Raw genomic sequence first — 14,254 nt, 5'->3', positions numbered from 1 at the left:
CCGGTGGATGACCTTGCGCCCTTAGCCCGAGCGCCTACACTGGCTGGGTTACGCTGATGGTCGGCACGGTTGCAATACCACAGAGCCCGCTTGCGCGGGCTTCTGTCATTGGGAACCTCAGGATGAAGATCACTCTGATCAAGTGGGCGGAACAGAATTTTGACCCGCCTCCGCATATCAGCACCCTACGAGCTTGGGCACGCGATGGGAAGATTTATCCTCCGCCGTTGAAAGTAGGAAGGACATACTACGTCGCAGAAGACGCACTTCATATCACCGAATACGAACAAGGTCCCAGACTCGTTCATCGACTTGGCCTCGAGAAATTTCCGAAGTAGGCCCTACTGACGCTTGACGGCAGCTACCACCCGCTCGTTCAAGCCGACGCGATAGAGCGTCGCACCCACCCGCTCCAACAAAGCTCGTTCTTTGCCATGGATATTGGCATCGGTGAGAAACGCGGCTAGGCCCGCGATAGCGTCATCGACATCAAGATCGACCAGCTCGTCGAGCGCCAGCCGCTCAAACTCCAGAATCACCTCATCAGGCTCCATAGCTCGCTCCTCCAGTTTGCCACCCAGTGTAGTAGCGTTCCGTCATTGATCGATGGTGCCCCTGAGGTAGGGCCAGGAAACGCACACAGAAGACGCCATTACAACCAGATGTAAAAACAATTCACCGCCACCCCCTCCCAAAGGGGCATGTCACACCCAACCAATGTGACAACATCTTCGCATTGCTATTTTCCGATTAATGATCATGGCACGACGATACGGCAACCCCAAAAATCGCGTCCCGCCTCAGTTCCGTTACCTAGCCGAGGGCGGCCAGGTAGCTCTGATTGCCTTGGGAAGCTTGGTTCTTGCCTGGTTCGTCAATGAGCTGCCCTGCTCGATCATGAAGGGGGTCAGTCCCAAGCTAGTGTGCGAACCGACAATGCTGTGGATGTTCTGGATTCCATTTGCACTGTTCGTCCTCGCGTTCGCGGTGGGTGGATGGCGATATTACAAGGACTACCACTGCGGCGAGCTATGGGACGATTTGTAGAGTAAACCGCTAACGCTCCACATCAATCGCCTTCAGCAGGCCGCCCATAAACCCAATAAAAACAAGGTCTTAGATATGAAATTCGCCGTACAGCAGGCCGCCTCAAAACAGATGCCGCTTGATCTCGGAATTGAGGTTCAGAAAGACATCAACGGGATCGAGATGGGAGTGCTGGACAACGGCATCCCCTATCTTACTCAGCGCGGCCTAGCCGGAATCACTGGTGTCGCGCGCAGCCTAATCCAGACGATCAGCAAGGAGTGGGAGGCTCATTACCATGACGACGTCATTGGTAAAGATCGCATCTCGTACTTCAAGCAATATCTCTTCGAAAAGGGCTTCCATGAGCCCTCGCTTCACATCGAAACCTTGCAAAACGGGACAGTGCACTATGCATACCCGGACATCGTCTGCATGGCTTTTCTGGAGTACTACGCCTTCGAGTCCAAGAGCGATAGCGCCATCGCACTCGAGAACTACCGCAAGTTCGCTGCGTTTGGCCTGCGCAGGTTCATCTACGAGGCCCTGGACTACACACCCGGCGACAAATGGAAGTACCACCACGACCGCGTGTCGCTTCTTAAGGACAGCGCTCCTCCGGGACACTTCATCATCTTTCAGGAAATCACTGGCCTAGTGGTGGACCTTATCAATGCCGACCTGACGGTGAACCATAAGACCATCGCAGACATAAGCGTAGGCATCGCATGGGGGAAGTACTGGACCAGCAACAACCTTGAAGCGCAGTTCGGCAAGCGCATCCAATGGGACCACAACTATCCCGACTACTACCCTCAATCGGCCAGCAACCCACAACCTGCCAATGCATATCCTGATGCGGCCCTCCCAATGTTCCGGCAATGGTTCAAGCAGGACTATTTGCTTACGAAATTCCCGAAATACATCTTGAGCAAAGCAAACATGCTGCCTGGGGGGAAAGAAGAGGCGCTGAAGATCGGGGGCATGTATCAAAACAAGGCTCTGCCACCAAATAAGTAACTACTGCGCGATGATGACCCTGCGGCGCTGACGGCAGCAATTTTAGTCTGGGATCAAGACGCGTCGAAATTCTGAAAACAGGGGTCAGAATGGGGGTCTGGATTGGCTGACGATGGGAGACCCAAACACAGCAAGGCCTTGCGGGAGATGTTTGGCCCCCACCGCTTCCGCCAGGCCCTGGTTCCAAGGCGCTCCAGATTTCTCCCGCACTCTTCCGCGCACCCCAATAGCAACGTCGCAACGGCATGGGGCCGATTTCTATTCCAGCCCGTGCCGTTTTGTCAGTGCCGCGCCGTGGGCCAAAGCGCATCGGCGTGTTCTCCCAGCGCCTCGGCAATGGCGAGGCGAACGCGCTTCGCTCCATTGCCCGCGATGGAAGACGACAGCAATTGCGGCGTGACGTCGTCCAAACCCAGTTTTTCCGAGAGCCCACGCAGAGTGGTCTTCCCGAAACGCTCTTCAAGGAGGCGTTTAACGAGTGGGACAGCGCGGGAAACTTCACGAGGATCCAACGGCAGTCCTCCTGCCGGACTTCTCTTCTTGCGCTCTTTCGGCTTGATCGGAAGATCTACCGATTGAGGAAGAGGATTCTCGGCCATGGAGCGACCCAGATTTGCTAACGCTTCGGCGACGTTTCGCCCGGTGCTGGAGCACATCGCGCCCGGCGCTACCAACACCGCAAAACAATTACCGCGATCTTGGTACAACCTGACCTTGCAAATCAAATCCATATGATTTGAGCGTTAAATCAAAATAGTTTTATTTTTTATTGTTTTATGGAATGAAATAACCTGGCAGCGCTCCGTCATGCCCCGTTGGCAAAGCAGGGACACGAGCACCACCCCAAGCCCCGAGGGGGCTTGAGGCAGGTCGAGCGCGTCAAGACACTCCCCGTTCTTCGAAGTCGGTGTGACTCGTTATTATGTGGTGTTCACCAATCATCTTATTGGTGATCACCCGCGCATCAACGCCGAGCAATATCGCCGAAATGCCAACTCGAAAAAACAGGGTGAATCCGCTCACCCCATTCCTCCGAAGCTGACCTGGCCTGACTAGGCCAAGCGACCTGCTGTTTTCCCCGTTGCTCGCCCTGCGTCGGCTCCATGGAACCGCGCGGGCGCTGAACTTTTTTATTAGGCGTGATGCCGATGCCGAATATTGTCGAGAACGATAACAGACGCTATTCTGGCTGGCACCCTGCTAATTAGAGGGTAAGAACGTGCCGGCACGCCGTTCACGCGAGCCAGCACGCGGGCAATGGGGCAAAGTCGCGGTAATCACAACCTTGTGCAACCGCTTGTCGCTGCCTGAAGACGGCGACCGCACCTGGTAATGCTCCTCGGCGCCTGGCCATCGGTTCTTTGTATTGCAACCCACTGCAGCCGACCATGGAAGTCCTCAAGGATGTAAGCGCGATTGCTTTGGCCAATAGTCTTCCAGACGGCGTCTTTCTGGTCGACGAGCGTGGGCGGATTCGTCACGCCAATGCAGCGTGGGAAGACATTCTTGGTTATCGGCCATCCGAGCTGCTGGGGCAAACCATGCTCGAACTCGTGGCGCCGGACGACCGCGACAGAACGCAAATGCAAGCGGGTCGGGTTCAGGCGGGGGTGAAGTGCAGCGGATTCGAGAATCGCTATCGGCACCAGTCGGGCACCGATGTCCATTTGTCATGGTCGGCACAGTGGAACGTGGAGCATCGACTGCGCATTGGCGTGGCGCGCAATGTCACCGCATTGAGGACGCTGGCGGAGCCCAGTCCGCTGGCGCAACTGCAGGCGCGTCTGGCGCCTCACGAATCCAGGGTGTTGCAGTTGCTGTTGACTGAAGCCGCAGAAAAGCAGATTGCGGAACAGCTCGGTCTGGCCACGTCGACCACGCACTCTTACATTACGGGCGTCTATCGCAAGTTCGGCGTGCGTGGCCGCGCTGGGCTGATGAGCCTGTGGCTCAAAGAGATGCGAAGCCGCTGATACCCGCCCTGTATCACAGCATCGTCGCATCACCATCTGGCACAAATAGCGCGTGCCCCCTGCGCTATACTGCCGCCCGTCACGCACACAACGTGACCTCGGATTGGCGTCCGAGAATATCGCAGGCGGGTATGACCGCCGGTTGGCGGTTTTTTTACGCCCGTACATCAAGCGCCTCCTATGGTCGGGCCTTGGTGGGGGAGCGCTCGCGCTCGCCGGTTGCCTGCGATACCGGTACGCCAACTCTACCTTGTGCCCGGCCACCCTGATTGGCGTCAGGGAGCGGGATACCAACCCATCGCAGGAGGCCCCAACGTGCGCCATGCCATCGCTCGCCCCGAGCAATCGCAATCCCCCTCCCCAGACGGCGGCCGTAAAGTCCAGCGCGAGATTGAATCGCTTCAGCAGCAACGTGCCGACCTCGTGCGAGCGTTGGCAGCGGCCGAAGCATCCGTAAGAACATTTCCCATCGGCTCATTGCAACAGGCCAACGCGCGGGCCCGCGTCACGCGTTTGCAGAGAGAGTTGCGGCGCTTGAAAGCCGCGCTTGGCACGTCAAAGCGGCATCAGGACGTGGGCGTCTTCCTGATCGAGATGTTCCGCGAGCGCGTGTCTTTCAGCGAATGGCAGTGCATCGTGGCCGAGGCGCGACGCCGCCATGATTCAAAGGCGACGGAAGGTCAAATCGGTACGCTCGCTGCGGGGCCGGGCGCACAAAGCTGATATAGTCGCGTCGCCTCCGATTTCTGAACTTTGCGATGTCTCTCGTACTCCGCCGAACCGTCCTCACGTTCGTTGCCGCAGCCTCGGTTGCGGGCGCCGGCCTCGTCCACGCACAAGCCAGTGCACCACAAGCGCCGGCAATGTCCACGGCTGCGTCGGGCGGCACCGTCGCTGAACTGCAGCAGTTGCTGGCGCAGAAGCGCCTGACCGAACTGCGCACGACTTACAACGGCGACTACGGCACGAGCCTGCTGCTGGTCAACGAAGACACCACAGCGTACGTCGCCCTGTCGTATCGCAAGGAACTGTGGCGTGTGTACAAGTTTGCGTCGGTCGCTCCAGCCGAAGGCGCATACGAGACGCTGACCGGTCAGACCCGGACGTGGGCCGAAGATGACCTGCGCCGCGCCGTCACGGCGGGCCAGAAGGCGCAACTGGAGCGCGAAGCCCAGGCAGCGCAGCAGCGCGCCGCATCCCTGAGCCAGGAAGTGCGCATCATGCAGGCGCAGCGCCAGAAAATGCTGACTGAACAGCAGACCATGCGTCAGGAGACGAAGGCGCTGGACATCGAGCGCCGCGCGTACCAGACCCAGGTTGAATCGTTGCAGCAGCAGATCCGCTTGCTGGAAAAACAGCTCAACGATCCGCACTGGTCGCCCGCGCCTTAAACGTCTCGTCAAGGTCTTTGACATTCACCTTCCTGGCCTGGCGCAACTGCGGCAGGCCAGCGACCTCCGCTCCTTCGATCCAACGCGCATCGACTTAAGAGCAATCTGATCGACCACCGTCCATCTGCCGCTTAGCATGGCGCCTGCTTGCGCAGCCGGCTTGGATGCGCGCTGCGGCCATCAGCGGAGACGGACTTGGAATCCCCCAACTTCATCATCGACGGACACCTGCGCCTACCGGGCTTGGTGCGTATGCCGCCGCCTTTCGGGCCAGCACTCGACAGCGCGCAGCCCGGCGCCGCGACACAGGTCAGCGCGTCGATCGATCCAGCAGCCCACACGTGCGGTAGCGCCGGTACAGCCCGCCATAGGCAGTGGCCTCAACGCATGACCGCGCTGTCGATTGGCATGGCATGCACGCTGGCGGCCGCGCTGCTTGGCTGGCAGACCGGGCAGCATCGCCCGCCAGCCGCAGAGTTTGATCAAGCAACCGTGGCCGCCATCGCCCAGCCGACCACACCGATCGTTCTGCTCGAGAACCCTCCTGCCGAGCCCGTCGCGTCAGCGCAAACCCAAGAGCCCAAGGAATCCGAAACCGCTATCGCAGCCGCAACGGCGGTCGCGCGTGCTCCCGACATGACGTTGGACGGTGCGGAAGTCACTAGGCCGGTCATCGCTGCTGCATCGCCGGTGGTGACGCAATTGCCGGCGAAATCGATCCGGACGCGCATGCTTGTGCGGGCCGTCGAGCCAGCACCGACGCACGAGTTGGAACGGCCGGCCGCACTGCTCGACGAGGAATCTGCGTTCATCGAATTCGAGTCGGCACCGATCGACACGGCGCCAATCGCTTCAGGCTATGCGGCGCCGGGCGCGCCGGTGCATATCGAACTGCAACGGCATACGCGCTTCACGGACTGACCGGAGCGCGTGCCGCCACGCCGGCTCAGTGCAACTGGCCGCCGGTTTCGCGTACGTCGTGCAGCGTGCGCAGCGTTGTCTCGATGGCGATGCGCAGACCGGTGACGATGGTGTCGTGCGCCATGCTCGGTTGCCCCGGGTGCTTGGCGGCCTGCGACGGCAGATACGGGATGTGGATGAAGCCGCCGCGCGTGGGCAGCTTGTGGCGGGAGATGGCATGCATCAGCCCATAGAAAACGTGGTTGCAGACGAAGGTACCCGCCGTCTGCGAGACCGACGCAGGAACGCCACCCGCACGCAGTTCGCGCACGATGGCCTTGATCGGCAGCGTTGAAAAATACGCGGCCGGACCGTCACTTGCGATGGCGATATCGATCGGTTGCTTGCCGGCGTTGTCGGCAATGCGTGCGTCGTCAACATTGATGGCGATGCGCTCGATGGCCATCTCGGCTCGGCCGCCAGCCTGCCCCACGGCAATCACCACCTCCGGCTGCAGCGTCTGCAGCAACTTGCCGAGCACTTTGTTGGATTCGCCGAAGATGGTCGGCAACTGTCGCGCGACGATCTCGGCGCCGGCGATTCCCTGGCCATCGAGGGTGCGCACGGCTTCCCACGACGGATTGATGGGTTCGTTCTCGAACGGATCGAAACCGGTGACGAGGACGGTAGGCATGACGTTCTCCTGCTTGCTGCGTAAGACAAAAACGATGATAAACGTCCGTCGAACATCATGCCCGAGCGCGTTGCGGGGTCAGTTTGCCTTGCTGCGCTTGTTCTCGAAGTTCAACAGGATGTCGACTTCTTCCGTGCCCGCGGTGTGCAGCCATTCGCGCGTCAGACGTTCGCCCAGGCGGCGCATGTCGCCCTGCAGCGTCACGTCTGGATTGAGCACGCGCACGCCAGTTTTGGCAAGTTCGGCTTCGTCGCGCTCGTAGGTCTGGCGGCTCGAGTCCCAACCGCGCGCCTCGTAATCCTTGGCGAGTTTGAGCACGGTCTGCTGCGTCGCGGGCGGGAGCTTGGCGAAGCGCGCCTCATTCACGAACACGGCGTTCTTTGGGATCCACGCGTTGACCTTGTAGTAATAGGTCATGCGCTGGCCAGCCTTCGTCTCCAGACCAGTGGACGGCGAGGTGACCATCGTGTCGATCCGGCCGCCGGCAATTGCGGCAGTCAGATCAGCGGCTTCCACCTGCACAGCCTGCGCACCGTACAGCTCGGCAATGCGTTTTTGCGCTGCGTTATAGGTGCGCAAACGATGTCCTTTCAGGTCGGACAAACGGGCGATCGGTGTTTCGGAATACAGGTTCTGCGGCGGCCAGGGCACGGCGTACAGCAGGCGCAAACCATTGGCCCTCATCAACGCTTCGATGTGGCTGCGCGAGGCATCCCACAGCAGGCGCGCATCGTTGTAGCCCGACACCACGAAGGGAATCGAATCCACGCCGAAAAGCGGATCGCGCTGAGCCAGCGTCGAGAGCATCACTTCGCCCGCTTCCGCCTTGCCGTCCTTGACGCCGTCAAAGATGGCGGCCGGCTTGAGCAGCGTGCCGTTCGGATAGACCTCGAGCTTGAGCCCGCCATTGGTGGCGCTGCTGACTGCGGTGGCAAAGGCCTGCAGGTTTTGCGTATGGAAATTGACGGCCGGATACGGCGTGGCCACTCGGAGCGTTTCCGCGCTGGCTTGCGCGGCGGAAATCAACGACAGCGCGCTGGCTGCGAGAACACAAAAAAAGCGGCGTCCCGACATGGAACGGCCGCTCGTCATCTGGCTGCTCATGAATCCCCCCGGAGAAAGAGCACGATGCGAGGTCGACACGACTGCATGCCCTTGTCTCCCGGGCAGCGATCGCGCTGGGTGGCGTCCGCCGGCTAAGAACCGCCAGCGTGACGCACACCGCACGCGACGCATTAAACACGATTAGTGGAGCATCAGGAAGTACAAGAGCACGATATTGGCTGCAAGCAACAGTAGCGCGGTCGGGACTTGCGCTTTGATCACAGCGTTCTTATCGGACAACTCCAACAGCGCGGCAGGCACGATATTGAAGTTCGCCGCCATCGGGGTCATCAGCGTGCCGCAGTAGCCCGAGAACATGCCGATAGCCGCCATCACCGCCGGATTGGCATGGAACACGCCCACCAGGATCGGCACGCCCACGCCGCCTGTCATGACCGGGAAGGCCGCAAAGCCGTTGCCCATGATGACGGTGAAGAGCGCCATGCCCACGCAATAGACGACCACCGCGACCAGTCGATAGTCCATGTTGATGTAGGCGGTGGTCAGGTGCGCCACGGCCTTGCCCACGCCGGCATCGGCGAAGACCAGGCCGAGCATGGCCAGCATCTGCGGCAGCACCAGCGCCCAGCCGAGCGACTCCGTCAGCCGACGCGACTCACGCATGGCCTGCACCGGCGTGTCGCGGGTCAGCCAGCACGCCAGCGCGAGCGAGATGATGCAGCCCAGGCCCAGTGAGACGAAGGTCTGGTTCTTCGGATCGAGCAGCAGGTCGCCACCGATCTTCACGTCCTTCAGGAACACGCTGCCGATGACGGTGACCAGCGGAATGGTCAGCGCCGGAATGAACAGACGGTTGCCCAGGCGCTTGGCCGATGCGCGGCGCTCTTCTGCCGGCAGTTCACCGTGCTTGCCCAGCGTCACGCCGCCGGTGCCGGCCAGCAGTGCCATCACCACGGCACCCACACCAACCACGATCGGTGGGATCTTGTCGCCAACAAGGAAGATGACGGCGAAGATCGCCCAGAACAGGCCCGTGGTCCAGCGACGCGGGTGGTTCTTGTCGGCAAAGGTCATCAGCGCGGTGATCGTCAGGATGATCCCGGCCAGCCAGTACAGATAGTTGATCGACAGAATCATGGCTTACCCCTGCTTGGCCGCGGCCGTGTTGGTATTGCCGGCGGCGCCCCGCTGGTTACCCATCTCGCGGGCAAGCCAGCCGTCCAGGCGCTTGAGGCGCACCGAGTGGATCAGGAACGCGCAGACCGCCGTCGGGATGCCCCACACAGCGATACGCAGCGGTTCCACGTCGATGCCCGAGCCGAGCAGGAACGTGTGCATCAGCGCGATGGCGCCGAAGGCCACGAAGATGTCTTCGCCGAAGAACAGGCCCACGTTGTCGGTGGCGGCGCAGAAGGCCAGCAGGCGTTCACGCACCGGCGCCGGCAGCTTGCCGAAACGGTTCTCGGCGGCGCCTTCGGCCATCGGGGCCAGCAGCGGACGCACCATCTGCGGATGACCGCCGAGGCTCGTCAGACCGGCAGCTGCCGTCAGCTCGCGCACGGCGAGGTAGACGATCAGCAGACGGCCAACGGTGGCCGATTGAATGCGCGCGATCCAGTTCTGCGCGTGTTCACGCAAGCCGTGGCGTTCGAGCAGACCCACCACCGCGAGTGGCAGCAGGATGATCAGCGGCAACGTCCGCGTCTTGATGATGCCCGTCCCGATCGCCGTCAGGATCTGCTCGATGGACATCGATGCCGCAAAACCGGTGGCGATGGCGGCCACGGCCACCACCAGCATCGGATTGAATCGCAGGATGAACCCCGCGATGATGACGACCACCCCGATCAGCGGCCATAGATTCACTGCCGTACCCATGTGGTGCTTCCCCCCAAGTTGATAAAAAGCCCCGCTGGAAGGACGGGGCCGTGGCTCAGGCGCCGGCGCGAACAGCGATGCCTTCGCTGCCAAGCCGTTCCCGAATGCGTCGCGCGAACGCCAGCGCATGCGCGCCGTCGCCGTGCAGACAAACCGTTTCCGCGCGGATCGGAACCCACGTGCCGTCGATGGCCTTCACGCGCTGCTCGCGCACCATCGTCAGCGTCTGGTCCAGCGCGGCATCTTCGCTGTCGATCAGGGCGCCCGGCGTACCGCGTTTGACGAGCGAGCCGTCTGCGTTGTAACCGCGATCGGCAAACACCTCTTCCTTGGCCTGCAGGCCAAGTTCACGCGCGGCCTTGACCAGTTCACCTCCCGCCAGGCCAAACACCACCAGCGACGGATCGAAATCGCGGATCGCGTGCACGATGGCCATGGCCAGCGGCCGGTCGCGCGAAGCCTGGTTGTACAGCGCGCCGTGCGCCTTCACGTGCGCCAGCTTGCCGCCCTGCGCACGCACGATGGCTGACAGCCCACCAATCTGGAACAGCACGCCCGCGTAGATTTCATCGGGCTGCAGATGCATCTCAGTGCGGCCAAAGTTTTCGCGATCGGGAAAGCTCGGATGCGCGCCAATCGACACGCCCTGGCGCAGCGCCCAGCCCACGGTCTGGCGCATCGTGTTGACGTCGCCGGCGTGCCAGCCGCAGGCGATGTTGGCGGAACTCACCAGTGCGAGGAGCGCCTCGTCGGTATCGCAGCCTTCGCCGAGGTCGGCATTCAGATCAATTGCGGTCATGGTGTTGTCTTCCGGTGCATCAGGCGTTCAGTCGCGTCTTGGCGGTGCGATGCGCGCTCGACAGAATGCCTTGGCGCTGCCAATCCAGTGCGGTTTCGATTTGCTGCAGATACCGTGCCACGTCGGCGCGGGCGGCTTCGGCCTCTTCCAGCGTGACACGCTCGAAGCGCACGCGCGTGCCGAGCGGAATCTGCGCCAGGCGCCATTGGTCGGCCAGGATGACGGAGCCGATCTTCGGATAGCCGCCCGTGGTTTGCGCATCGGCCATCAACACAATGGGCTGGCCAGACGGCGGCACCTGGATCACGCCCGGCACCACGCCGTGCGAGAGCAGATCGCCGCTGCGCTGCTTTTTGCGCTTGAGTTCCGGCCCCTGCAGGCGAAAACCCATCCGGTTGCTGTTGGGGGTGAGCGTCCAGTCCGATTCCCAGAATGCGGCTTGCGCGTCGGCAACGAAATCGTCGTATTCAGGACCGGGCAGCACGCGCATGACCGGCGTGTCCTTCTGCGCGCGGTCGAACGTCCAGCGGGCGGCCTTCACGGCAACGGTATCGCCGCTGATGTCGGGGGCGTACGTTGTGTCGGCAGGCAGCACGGGCAGCCTGTCGCCGTCTTTCAACGGGCGCCCTTCGAAACCACCAAAGCCGGCTTTCAGATCGGTGCTGCGCGAGCCCATCATCTCGGGCACATCGATGCCGCCGGCCACGCAGAGATACGCACGCACCCCGCCCTGCGCCACGCGCAATGTCAGCATCTGCCCGCGTTGCACGGGGATGGCGCGCCAAGCATGCACCGGTGCGCCGTCGAGCGTGGCGCGGCAATCGGCGCCCGTCAGCGCGATCAGGCCATTGGCGTGGAAGCGCAGCGTGGCGTTGCCCAGCGTGAACTCGATGCCCGCCGCATCGCTGCGGTTGCCAACCAAGCGGTTGCCCACATACAGCGACAGCGGATCCAGCGCGCCCGACGTGCACACGCCAAAACGGCGATAGCCGGTGCGGCCCAGGTCCTGCACGGACGCCAGCACGCCGGCCCGCACGATCTCGATCATGGGTTGGGGTTTCGAACTCATGCGCGCACCTTCGAGGCAACAAAGCGGATGCGGTCTCCGGGCGCCAGCAGCGTGGGGGGATTACGCTGCGGCATGAAGAGCGCCGCGTCTGTGCGGCCAAGCAGTTGCCAGCCACCGGGGGATGCGGCCGGGTAGATGCCGGTCTGCTCGCCGCCGATGCCGACCGAACCGGCCGGCACGGCCATGCGCGGCTCGGCGCGACGCGGCGTGGCGAGTGACTTGTCGAGCCCGCCCATGTAGGCAAAGCCGGGCTGGAAGCCCAGGAAATAGACGATGTATTCCGGCGCGGTGTGACGGCGCACGACTTCGGCCGTGCTGAGGCCGGTGTGCTTGGCGACTTCGCGCAGGTCGGGGCCTTCGTCACCGCCATAGGCGACTTCGATGTCGACGAGTTTGCCGTCGGCCACCAACGCCTGGCTCTCTTCCCAGGCCTCACGCAGCTGCGTGGTCAATCGCTGCGCATCGGCCAGTGGACCGAACACGAGCGTGAGGTTGTTCATGCCGGGCACCACGTCGACCACGCCCGCCCAATTGGACGCGCGCGAAGCCATGGCCCAGATGCGCTGCTGGCAATTCAGGGTGGCCGGTGGCGGCACTTCGCACAACAGCGCGAGTTCGCCCAGCCGGTGAATCGTGCACTGCAACTTAACCCCCGTCTCGTGTGCGCCGTTGGCGGGAAGATCCCTGCAAAACGACGCGCGTTTGAAAACAAAAGCGATACGTTAATAAATTGTCGATAAATTCTGTATAAGAAGTAACCCTTAGTCGTTCAGGGCCAAGTCGCTGCTGAACGCGGTCCGGCTGCACTCATCATAGGTGCCGGACGCGGTTAGCGTGACAGGCATGTTATGCCAAAGTCATATGAAAGGAGGAAGACGCCCCCAGAACAAGAGGCGTAGATCGAGACCGGAACTGAGGGTCAGGCGGCGGGCTCTTCGCGCGTGATGCGCAGACCCAGAACGAGTGCGGCGACGGCGCAGACAGCCATCATGCCCAGCAGCGGCAGCGCCGTCTGGCCGACGGCGGCAACCACCGTACCGGTCACCATGCCGAGGCCAAATTGCATGGCGCCCATGAGCGCCGAGCCCGTACCCGCACGCGCACCCTGCCCCGCCATTGCCAGCGCGCCGGTGTTGGGAGAGATGCAGCCGATCGAGGCGATGTAGCAGAACAGCGCCGCCAGCACGAGCGGCAGCGGCGTAAAACCGGCCGCGGCGGCAGCGGCAGCCAGCACGCTGGTGATGGCCGGCACCCACAGCGCCCGTCGCAGCACGCGCGCCGGCGAATACTTGCGCACCAGCCGCACATTCACGCGCGAGGCCGCGATCATCCCGGCGGCGTTGCTGCCGAACACCCAGGCGTACTGCGACGGCGTCAGCCCATAACCGTCGATCAGCACGAACGACGACACGGTGATGTACGCGAACATGCCCGACAGAAACACGGCGCCGCACCACATATAGGCAGCGTAGTGGTGATCGCGCAGGAGTTCCCAGTAGTCGCGCAGCACGTGGCTGACCGCCAGCCTGCGCGCCTGCTCGGGCGCCAGCGATTCGCGCATCAGGTAGTGCACCGCCACCAGCGACAGCACGCCAAACGCCGTCAGCAAGGCAAAGATGACCCGCCACGTTGTGAACTGCAGCACCGCGCCGCCAATCATCGGGGCGAGGATGGGCGCCACCCCCATCACCAGCATCAGCGTGGAATAGGCCTGTGCGGCGCCGGCCGGGTCCATGCGATCCCGCACGGCAGCGCGTGCGATGACCATGCCCGCGCAGCCGCCAAACCCCTGCACGCCGCGCAGCACGGCCAGCATCGTGGCGTCTTTGGCGAACGCGCAACCGATGGACGCCGCCACGTACATCGCCAGACCGATATAGAGCGGCGGCTTGCGGCCAAACCGATCGCTGGCTGGGCCGTAGATGAGCTGGCCGATCGCCAGGCTGATCAGGAACACAGTCAGCGTGAGCCCCGCCGCGGCCGACGACGTATTCAGATCGCGCGCGATGGTCGGCAGGCTCGGCAGGTACATGTCCACCGACAGCGGGCCGATGGCCGTGAGCGCGCCAAGCAGCAGGAGCCAGCCGGGGATCGGGCCGGGCATGCGGGATCGTGCAGGAGCGGGAGCAGTCATGAAGGGAGAACTTGACGCGGCGGCAGACGGGAGGCCCGCGCCGGAGCAAACCGGGAACTGTAGCGCAAAGCGGCGAGCCACGCGCGCGCACTGGTCAGGTGCACGACGGCATGCGCGCCCCACCCGAGGGCTGCACGTGCCACCTGCATACATCGGCATGACAAGCTGTACCCCACAAATCGCCGCGATCGGGCCGGCACGGGATTTGCACTCCGCCACCCCTCGTACGAGGCAGTCCCAAGCCGGCCGAAATCGCCGTTCGGCATGGAGCCGAACGATATAATTCGCGGTTGATGGCAGGCATC

17 protein-coding genes are annotated in these 14,254 nt (G+C 62.5%); 7 read left to right on the top strand and 10 right to left on the bottom strand.

Annotated elements, in window-relative coordinates; translation table 11 throughout:
• Window positions 1-56 precede the first annotated feature (56 nt).
• A complete protein-coding gene (locus CFE42_RS16585; RefSeq protein ID WP_353057383.1) occupies window positions 57-338 on the top strand; it encodes an excisionase in 282 nt (93 codons plus the stop codon).
• Window positions 339-341: 3 nt separating this feature from the next.
• On the opposite strand, the gene CFE42_RS16580 is transcribed toward CFE42_RS16585, so the two are convergent.
• Window positions 342-554, bottom strand: a complete 213-nt coding sequence (locus tag CFE42_RS16580) for a hypothetical protein (protein WP_004630970.1) — start codon at window positions 552-554, stop codon at window positions 342-344.
• A gap of 205 nt (window positions 555-759) precedes the next feature.
• Between CFE42_RS16580 and CFE42_RS16575 the strand changes: the two genes are divergently transcribed.
• Window positions 760-1,047: a hypothetical protein gene (locus CFE42_RS16575; protein WP_152458813.1), complete on the top strand. Its 288-nt coding sequence runs from the start codon at window positions 760-762 to the stop codon at window positions 1,045-1,047.
• A gap of 75 nt (window positions 1,048-1,122) precedes the next feature.
• On the top strand, window positions 1,123-2,046 hold the full coding sequence (locus tag CFE42_RS16570) for a hypothetical protein (protein WP_004630974.1): 924 nt from the start codon (window positions 1,123-1,125) through the stop codon (window positions 2,044-2,046).
• A gap of 281 nt (window positions 2,047-2,327) precedes the next feature.
• Here CFE42_RS16570 and CFE42_RS16565 read toward each other — a convergent pair whose 3' ends face one another.
• The gene (locus CFE42_RS16565; RefSeq protein WP_080633382.1) at window positions 2,328-2,645 is read right to left on the bottom strand and encodes a hypothetical protein; all 318 of its coding nucleotides are present in this window, start codon (window positions 2,643-2,645) and stop codon (window positions 2,328-2,330) included.
• Between the two features lie 789 nt (window positions 2,646-3,434).
• Between CFE42_RS16565 and CFE42_RS16560 the strand changes: the two genes are divergently transcribed.
• The 4 genes from CFE42_RS16560 (at window position 3,435) to CFE42_RS16545 (ending at window position 6,331) form a co-directional block, all read left to right on the top strand.
• Window positions 3,435-4,019: a PAS domain S-box protein gene (locus CFE42_RS16560; protein WP_004630978.1), complete on the top strand. Its 585-nt coding sequence runs from the start codon at window positions 3,435-3,437 to the stop codon at window positions 4,017-4,019.
• Window positions 4,020-4,334: 315 nt separating this feature from the next.
• Window positions 4,335-4,742: a hypothetical protein gene (locus CFE42_RS16555; RefSeq protein ID WP_004630980.1), complete on the top strand. Its 408-nt coding sequence runs from the start codon at window positions 4,335-4,337 to the stop codon at window positions 4,740-4,742.
• A 35-nt stretch (window positions 4,743-4,777) separates the two neighbouring features.
• Window positions 4,778-5,410 (top strand): DUF2968 domain-containing protein, encoded by a 633-nt coding sequence (locus CFE42_RS16550; RefSeq protein WP_004630982.1) that lies wholly within the window; start codon window positions 4,778-4,780, stop codon window positions 5,408-5,410.
• A gap of 195 nt (window positions 5,411-5,605) precedes the next feature.
• Complete coding sequence (locus tag CFE42_RS16545; RefSeq protein ID WP_238563794.1) at window positions 5,606-6,331, top strand: ribonuclease E; 726 nt, start codon at window positions 5,606-5,608, stop codon at window positions 6,329-6,331.
• Between the two features lie 25 nt (window positions 6,332-6,356).
• Here the strand turns inward: CFE42_RS16545 and pcp are convergent, their stop codons facing one another.
• From pcp to CFE42_RS16505, 8 genes are all read right to left on the bottom strand, one after another.
• Window positions 6,357-7,004, bottom strand: coding sequence for a pyroglutamyl-peptidase I (pcp, locus tag CFE42_RS16540; RefSeq protein ID WP_004630986.1), 648 nt, complete (start codon window positions 7,002-7,004; stop codon window positions 6,357-6,359).
• Window positions 7,005-7,082: 78 nt separating this feature from the next.
• Window positions 7,083-8,108: a TRAP transporter substrate-binding protein gene (locus tag CFE42_RS16535; protein WP_037044174.1), complete on the bottom strand. Its 1,026-nt coding sequence runs from the start codon at window positions 8,106-8,108 to the stop codon at window positions 7,083-7,085.
• 141 nt (window positions 8,109-8,249) lie between these two features.
• The gene (locus tag CFE42_RS16530) at window positions 8,250-9,206 is read right to left on the bottom strand and encodes a DUF979 domain-containing protein (RefSeq protein WP_004630990.1); all 957 of its coding nucleotides are present in this window, start codon (window positions 9,204-9,206) and stop codon (window positions 8,250-8,252) included.
• Window positions 9,207-9,209: 3 nt separating this feature from the next.
• A complete protein-coding gene (locus CFE42_RS16525) occupies window positions 9,210-9,947 on the bottom strand; it encodes a DUF969 domain-containing protein (RefSeq protein ID WP_004630992.1) in 738 nt (245 codons plus the stop codon).
• A gap of 55 nt (window positions 9,948-10,002) precedes the next feature.
• On the bottom strand, window positions 10,003-10,746 hold the full coding sequence (gene pxpA, locus CFE42_RS16520; protein ID WP_004630994.1) for a 5-oxoprolinase subunit PxpA: 744 nt from the start codon (window positions 10,744-10,746) through the stop codon (window positions 10,003-10,005).
• Window positions 10,747-10,765: 19 nt separating this feature from the next.
• A complete protein-coding gene (locus CFE42_RS16515) occupies window positions 10,766-11,815 on the bottom strand; it encodes a biotin-dependent carboxyltransferase family protein (protein WP_004630996.1) in 1,050 nt (349 codons plus the stop codon).
• Complete coding sequence (gene pxpB, locus CFE42_RS16510; protein WP_009277474.1) at window positions 11,812-12,459, bottom strand: 5-oxoprolinase subunit PxpB; 648 nt, start codon at window positions 12,457-12,459, stop codon at window positions 11,812-11,814. The genes CFE42_RS16515 and pxpB overlap by 4 nt, the downstream gene beginning before the upstream one ends.
• A 275-nt stretch (window positions 12,460-12,734) precedes the next feature.
• Entirely contained in the window at window positions 12,735-13,949 is a 1,215-nt protein-coding gene (locus tag CFE42_RS16505; RefSeq protein ID WP_037044177.1) for a multidrug effflux MFS transporter, read from the bottom strand.
• Window positions 13,950-14,254 lie beyond the last annotated feature (305 nt).

Origin of the sequence: Ralstonia sp. PBBBR1 (assembly GCF_002256165.1) — a bacterium.
In the GTDB taxonomy this organism is placed as follows: domain Bacteria; phylum Pseudomonadota; class Gammaproteobacteria; order Burkholderiales; family Burkholderiaceae; genus Ralstonia; species Ralstonia thomasii.
This window is presented reverse-complemented; position numbering and strand designations above follow the sequence as displayed.

Bases quoted from the DNA above. Each gene is read 5' to 3' on its own strand.
- CFE42_RS16585 (WP_353057383.1), top strand. From the start codon at position 57: ATGGTCGGCACGGTTGCAATACCACAGAGCCCGCTTGCGCGGGCTTCT.
- CFE42_RS16580 (WP_004630970.1), bottom strand. From the start codon at position 554: ATGGAGCCTGATGAGGTGATTCTGGAGTTTGAGCGGCTGGCGCTCGAC.
- CFE42_RS16575 (WP_152458813.1), top strand. From the start codon at position 760: ATGGCACGACGATACGGCAACCCCAAAAATCGCGTCCCGCCTCAGTTC.
- CFE42_RS16570 (WP_004630974.1), top strand. From the start codon at position 1,123: ATGAAATTCGCCGTACAGCAGGCCGCCTCAAAACAGATGCCGCTTGAT.
- CFE42_RS16565 (WP_080633382.1), bottom strand. From the start codon at position 2,645: ATGGCCGAGAATCCTCTTCCTCAATCGGTAGATCTTCCGATCAAGCCG.
- CFE42_RS16560 (WP_004630978.1), top strand. From the start codon at position 3,435: ATGGAAGTCCTCAAGGATGTAAGCGCGATTGCTTTGGCCAATAGTCTT.
- CFE42_RS16550 (WP_004630982.1), top strand. From the start codon at position 4,778: ATGTCTCTCGTACTCCGCCGAACCGTCCTCACGTTCGTTGCCGCAGCC.
- pcp (WP_004630986.1), bottom strand. From the start codon at position 7,004: ATGCCTACCGTCCTCGTCACCGGTTTCGATCCGTTCGAGAACGAACCC.
- CFE42_RS16535 (WP_037044174.1), bottom strand. From the start codon at position 8,108: ATGAGCAGCCAGATGACGAGCGGCCGTTCCATGTCGGGACGCCGCTTT.
- CFE42_RS16530 (WP_004630990.1), bottom strand. From the start codon at position 9,206: ATGATTCTGTCGATCAACTATCTGTACTGGCTGGCCGGGATCATCCTG.
- CFE42_RS16525 (WP_004630992.1), bottom strand. From the start codon at position 9,947: ATGGGTACGGCAGTGAATCTATGGCCGCTGATCGGGGTGGTCGTCATC.
- pxpA (WP_004630994.1), bottom strand. From the start codon at position 10,746: ATGACCGCAATTGATCTGAATGCCGACCTCGGCGAAGGCTGCGATACC.
- CFE42_RS16515 (WP_004630996.1), bottom strand. From the start codon at position 11,815: ATGAGTTCGAAACCCCAACCCATGATCGAGATCGTGCGGGCCGGCGTG.
- CFE42_RS16505 (WP_037044177.1), bottom strand. From the start codon at position 13,949: ATGACTGCTCCCGCTCCTGCACGATCCCGCATGCCCGGCCCGATCCCC.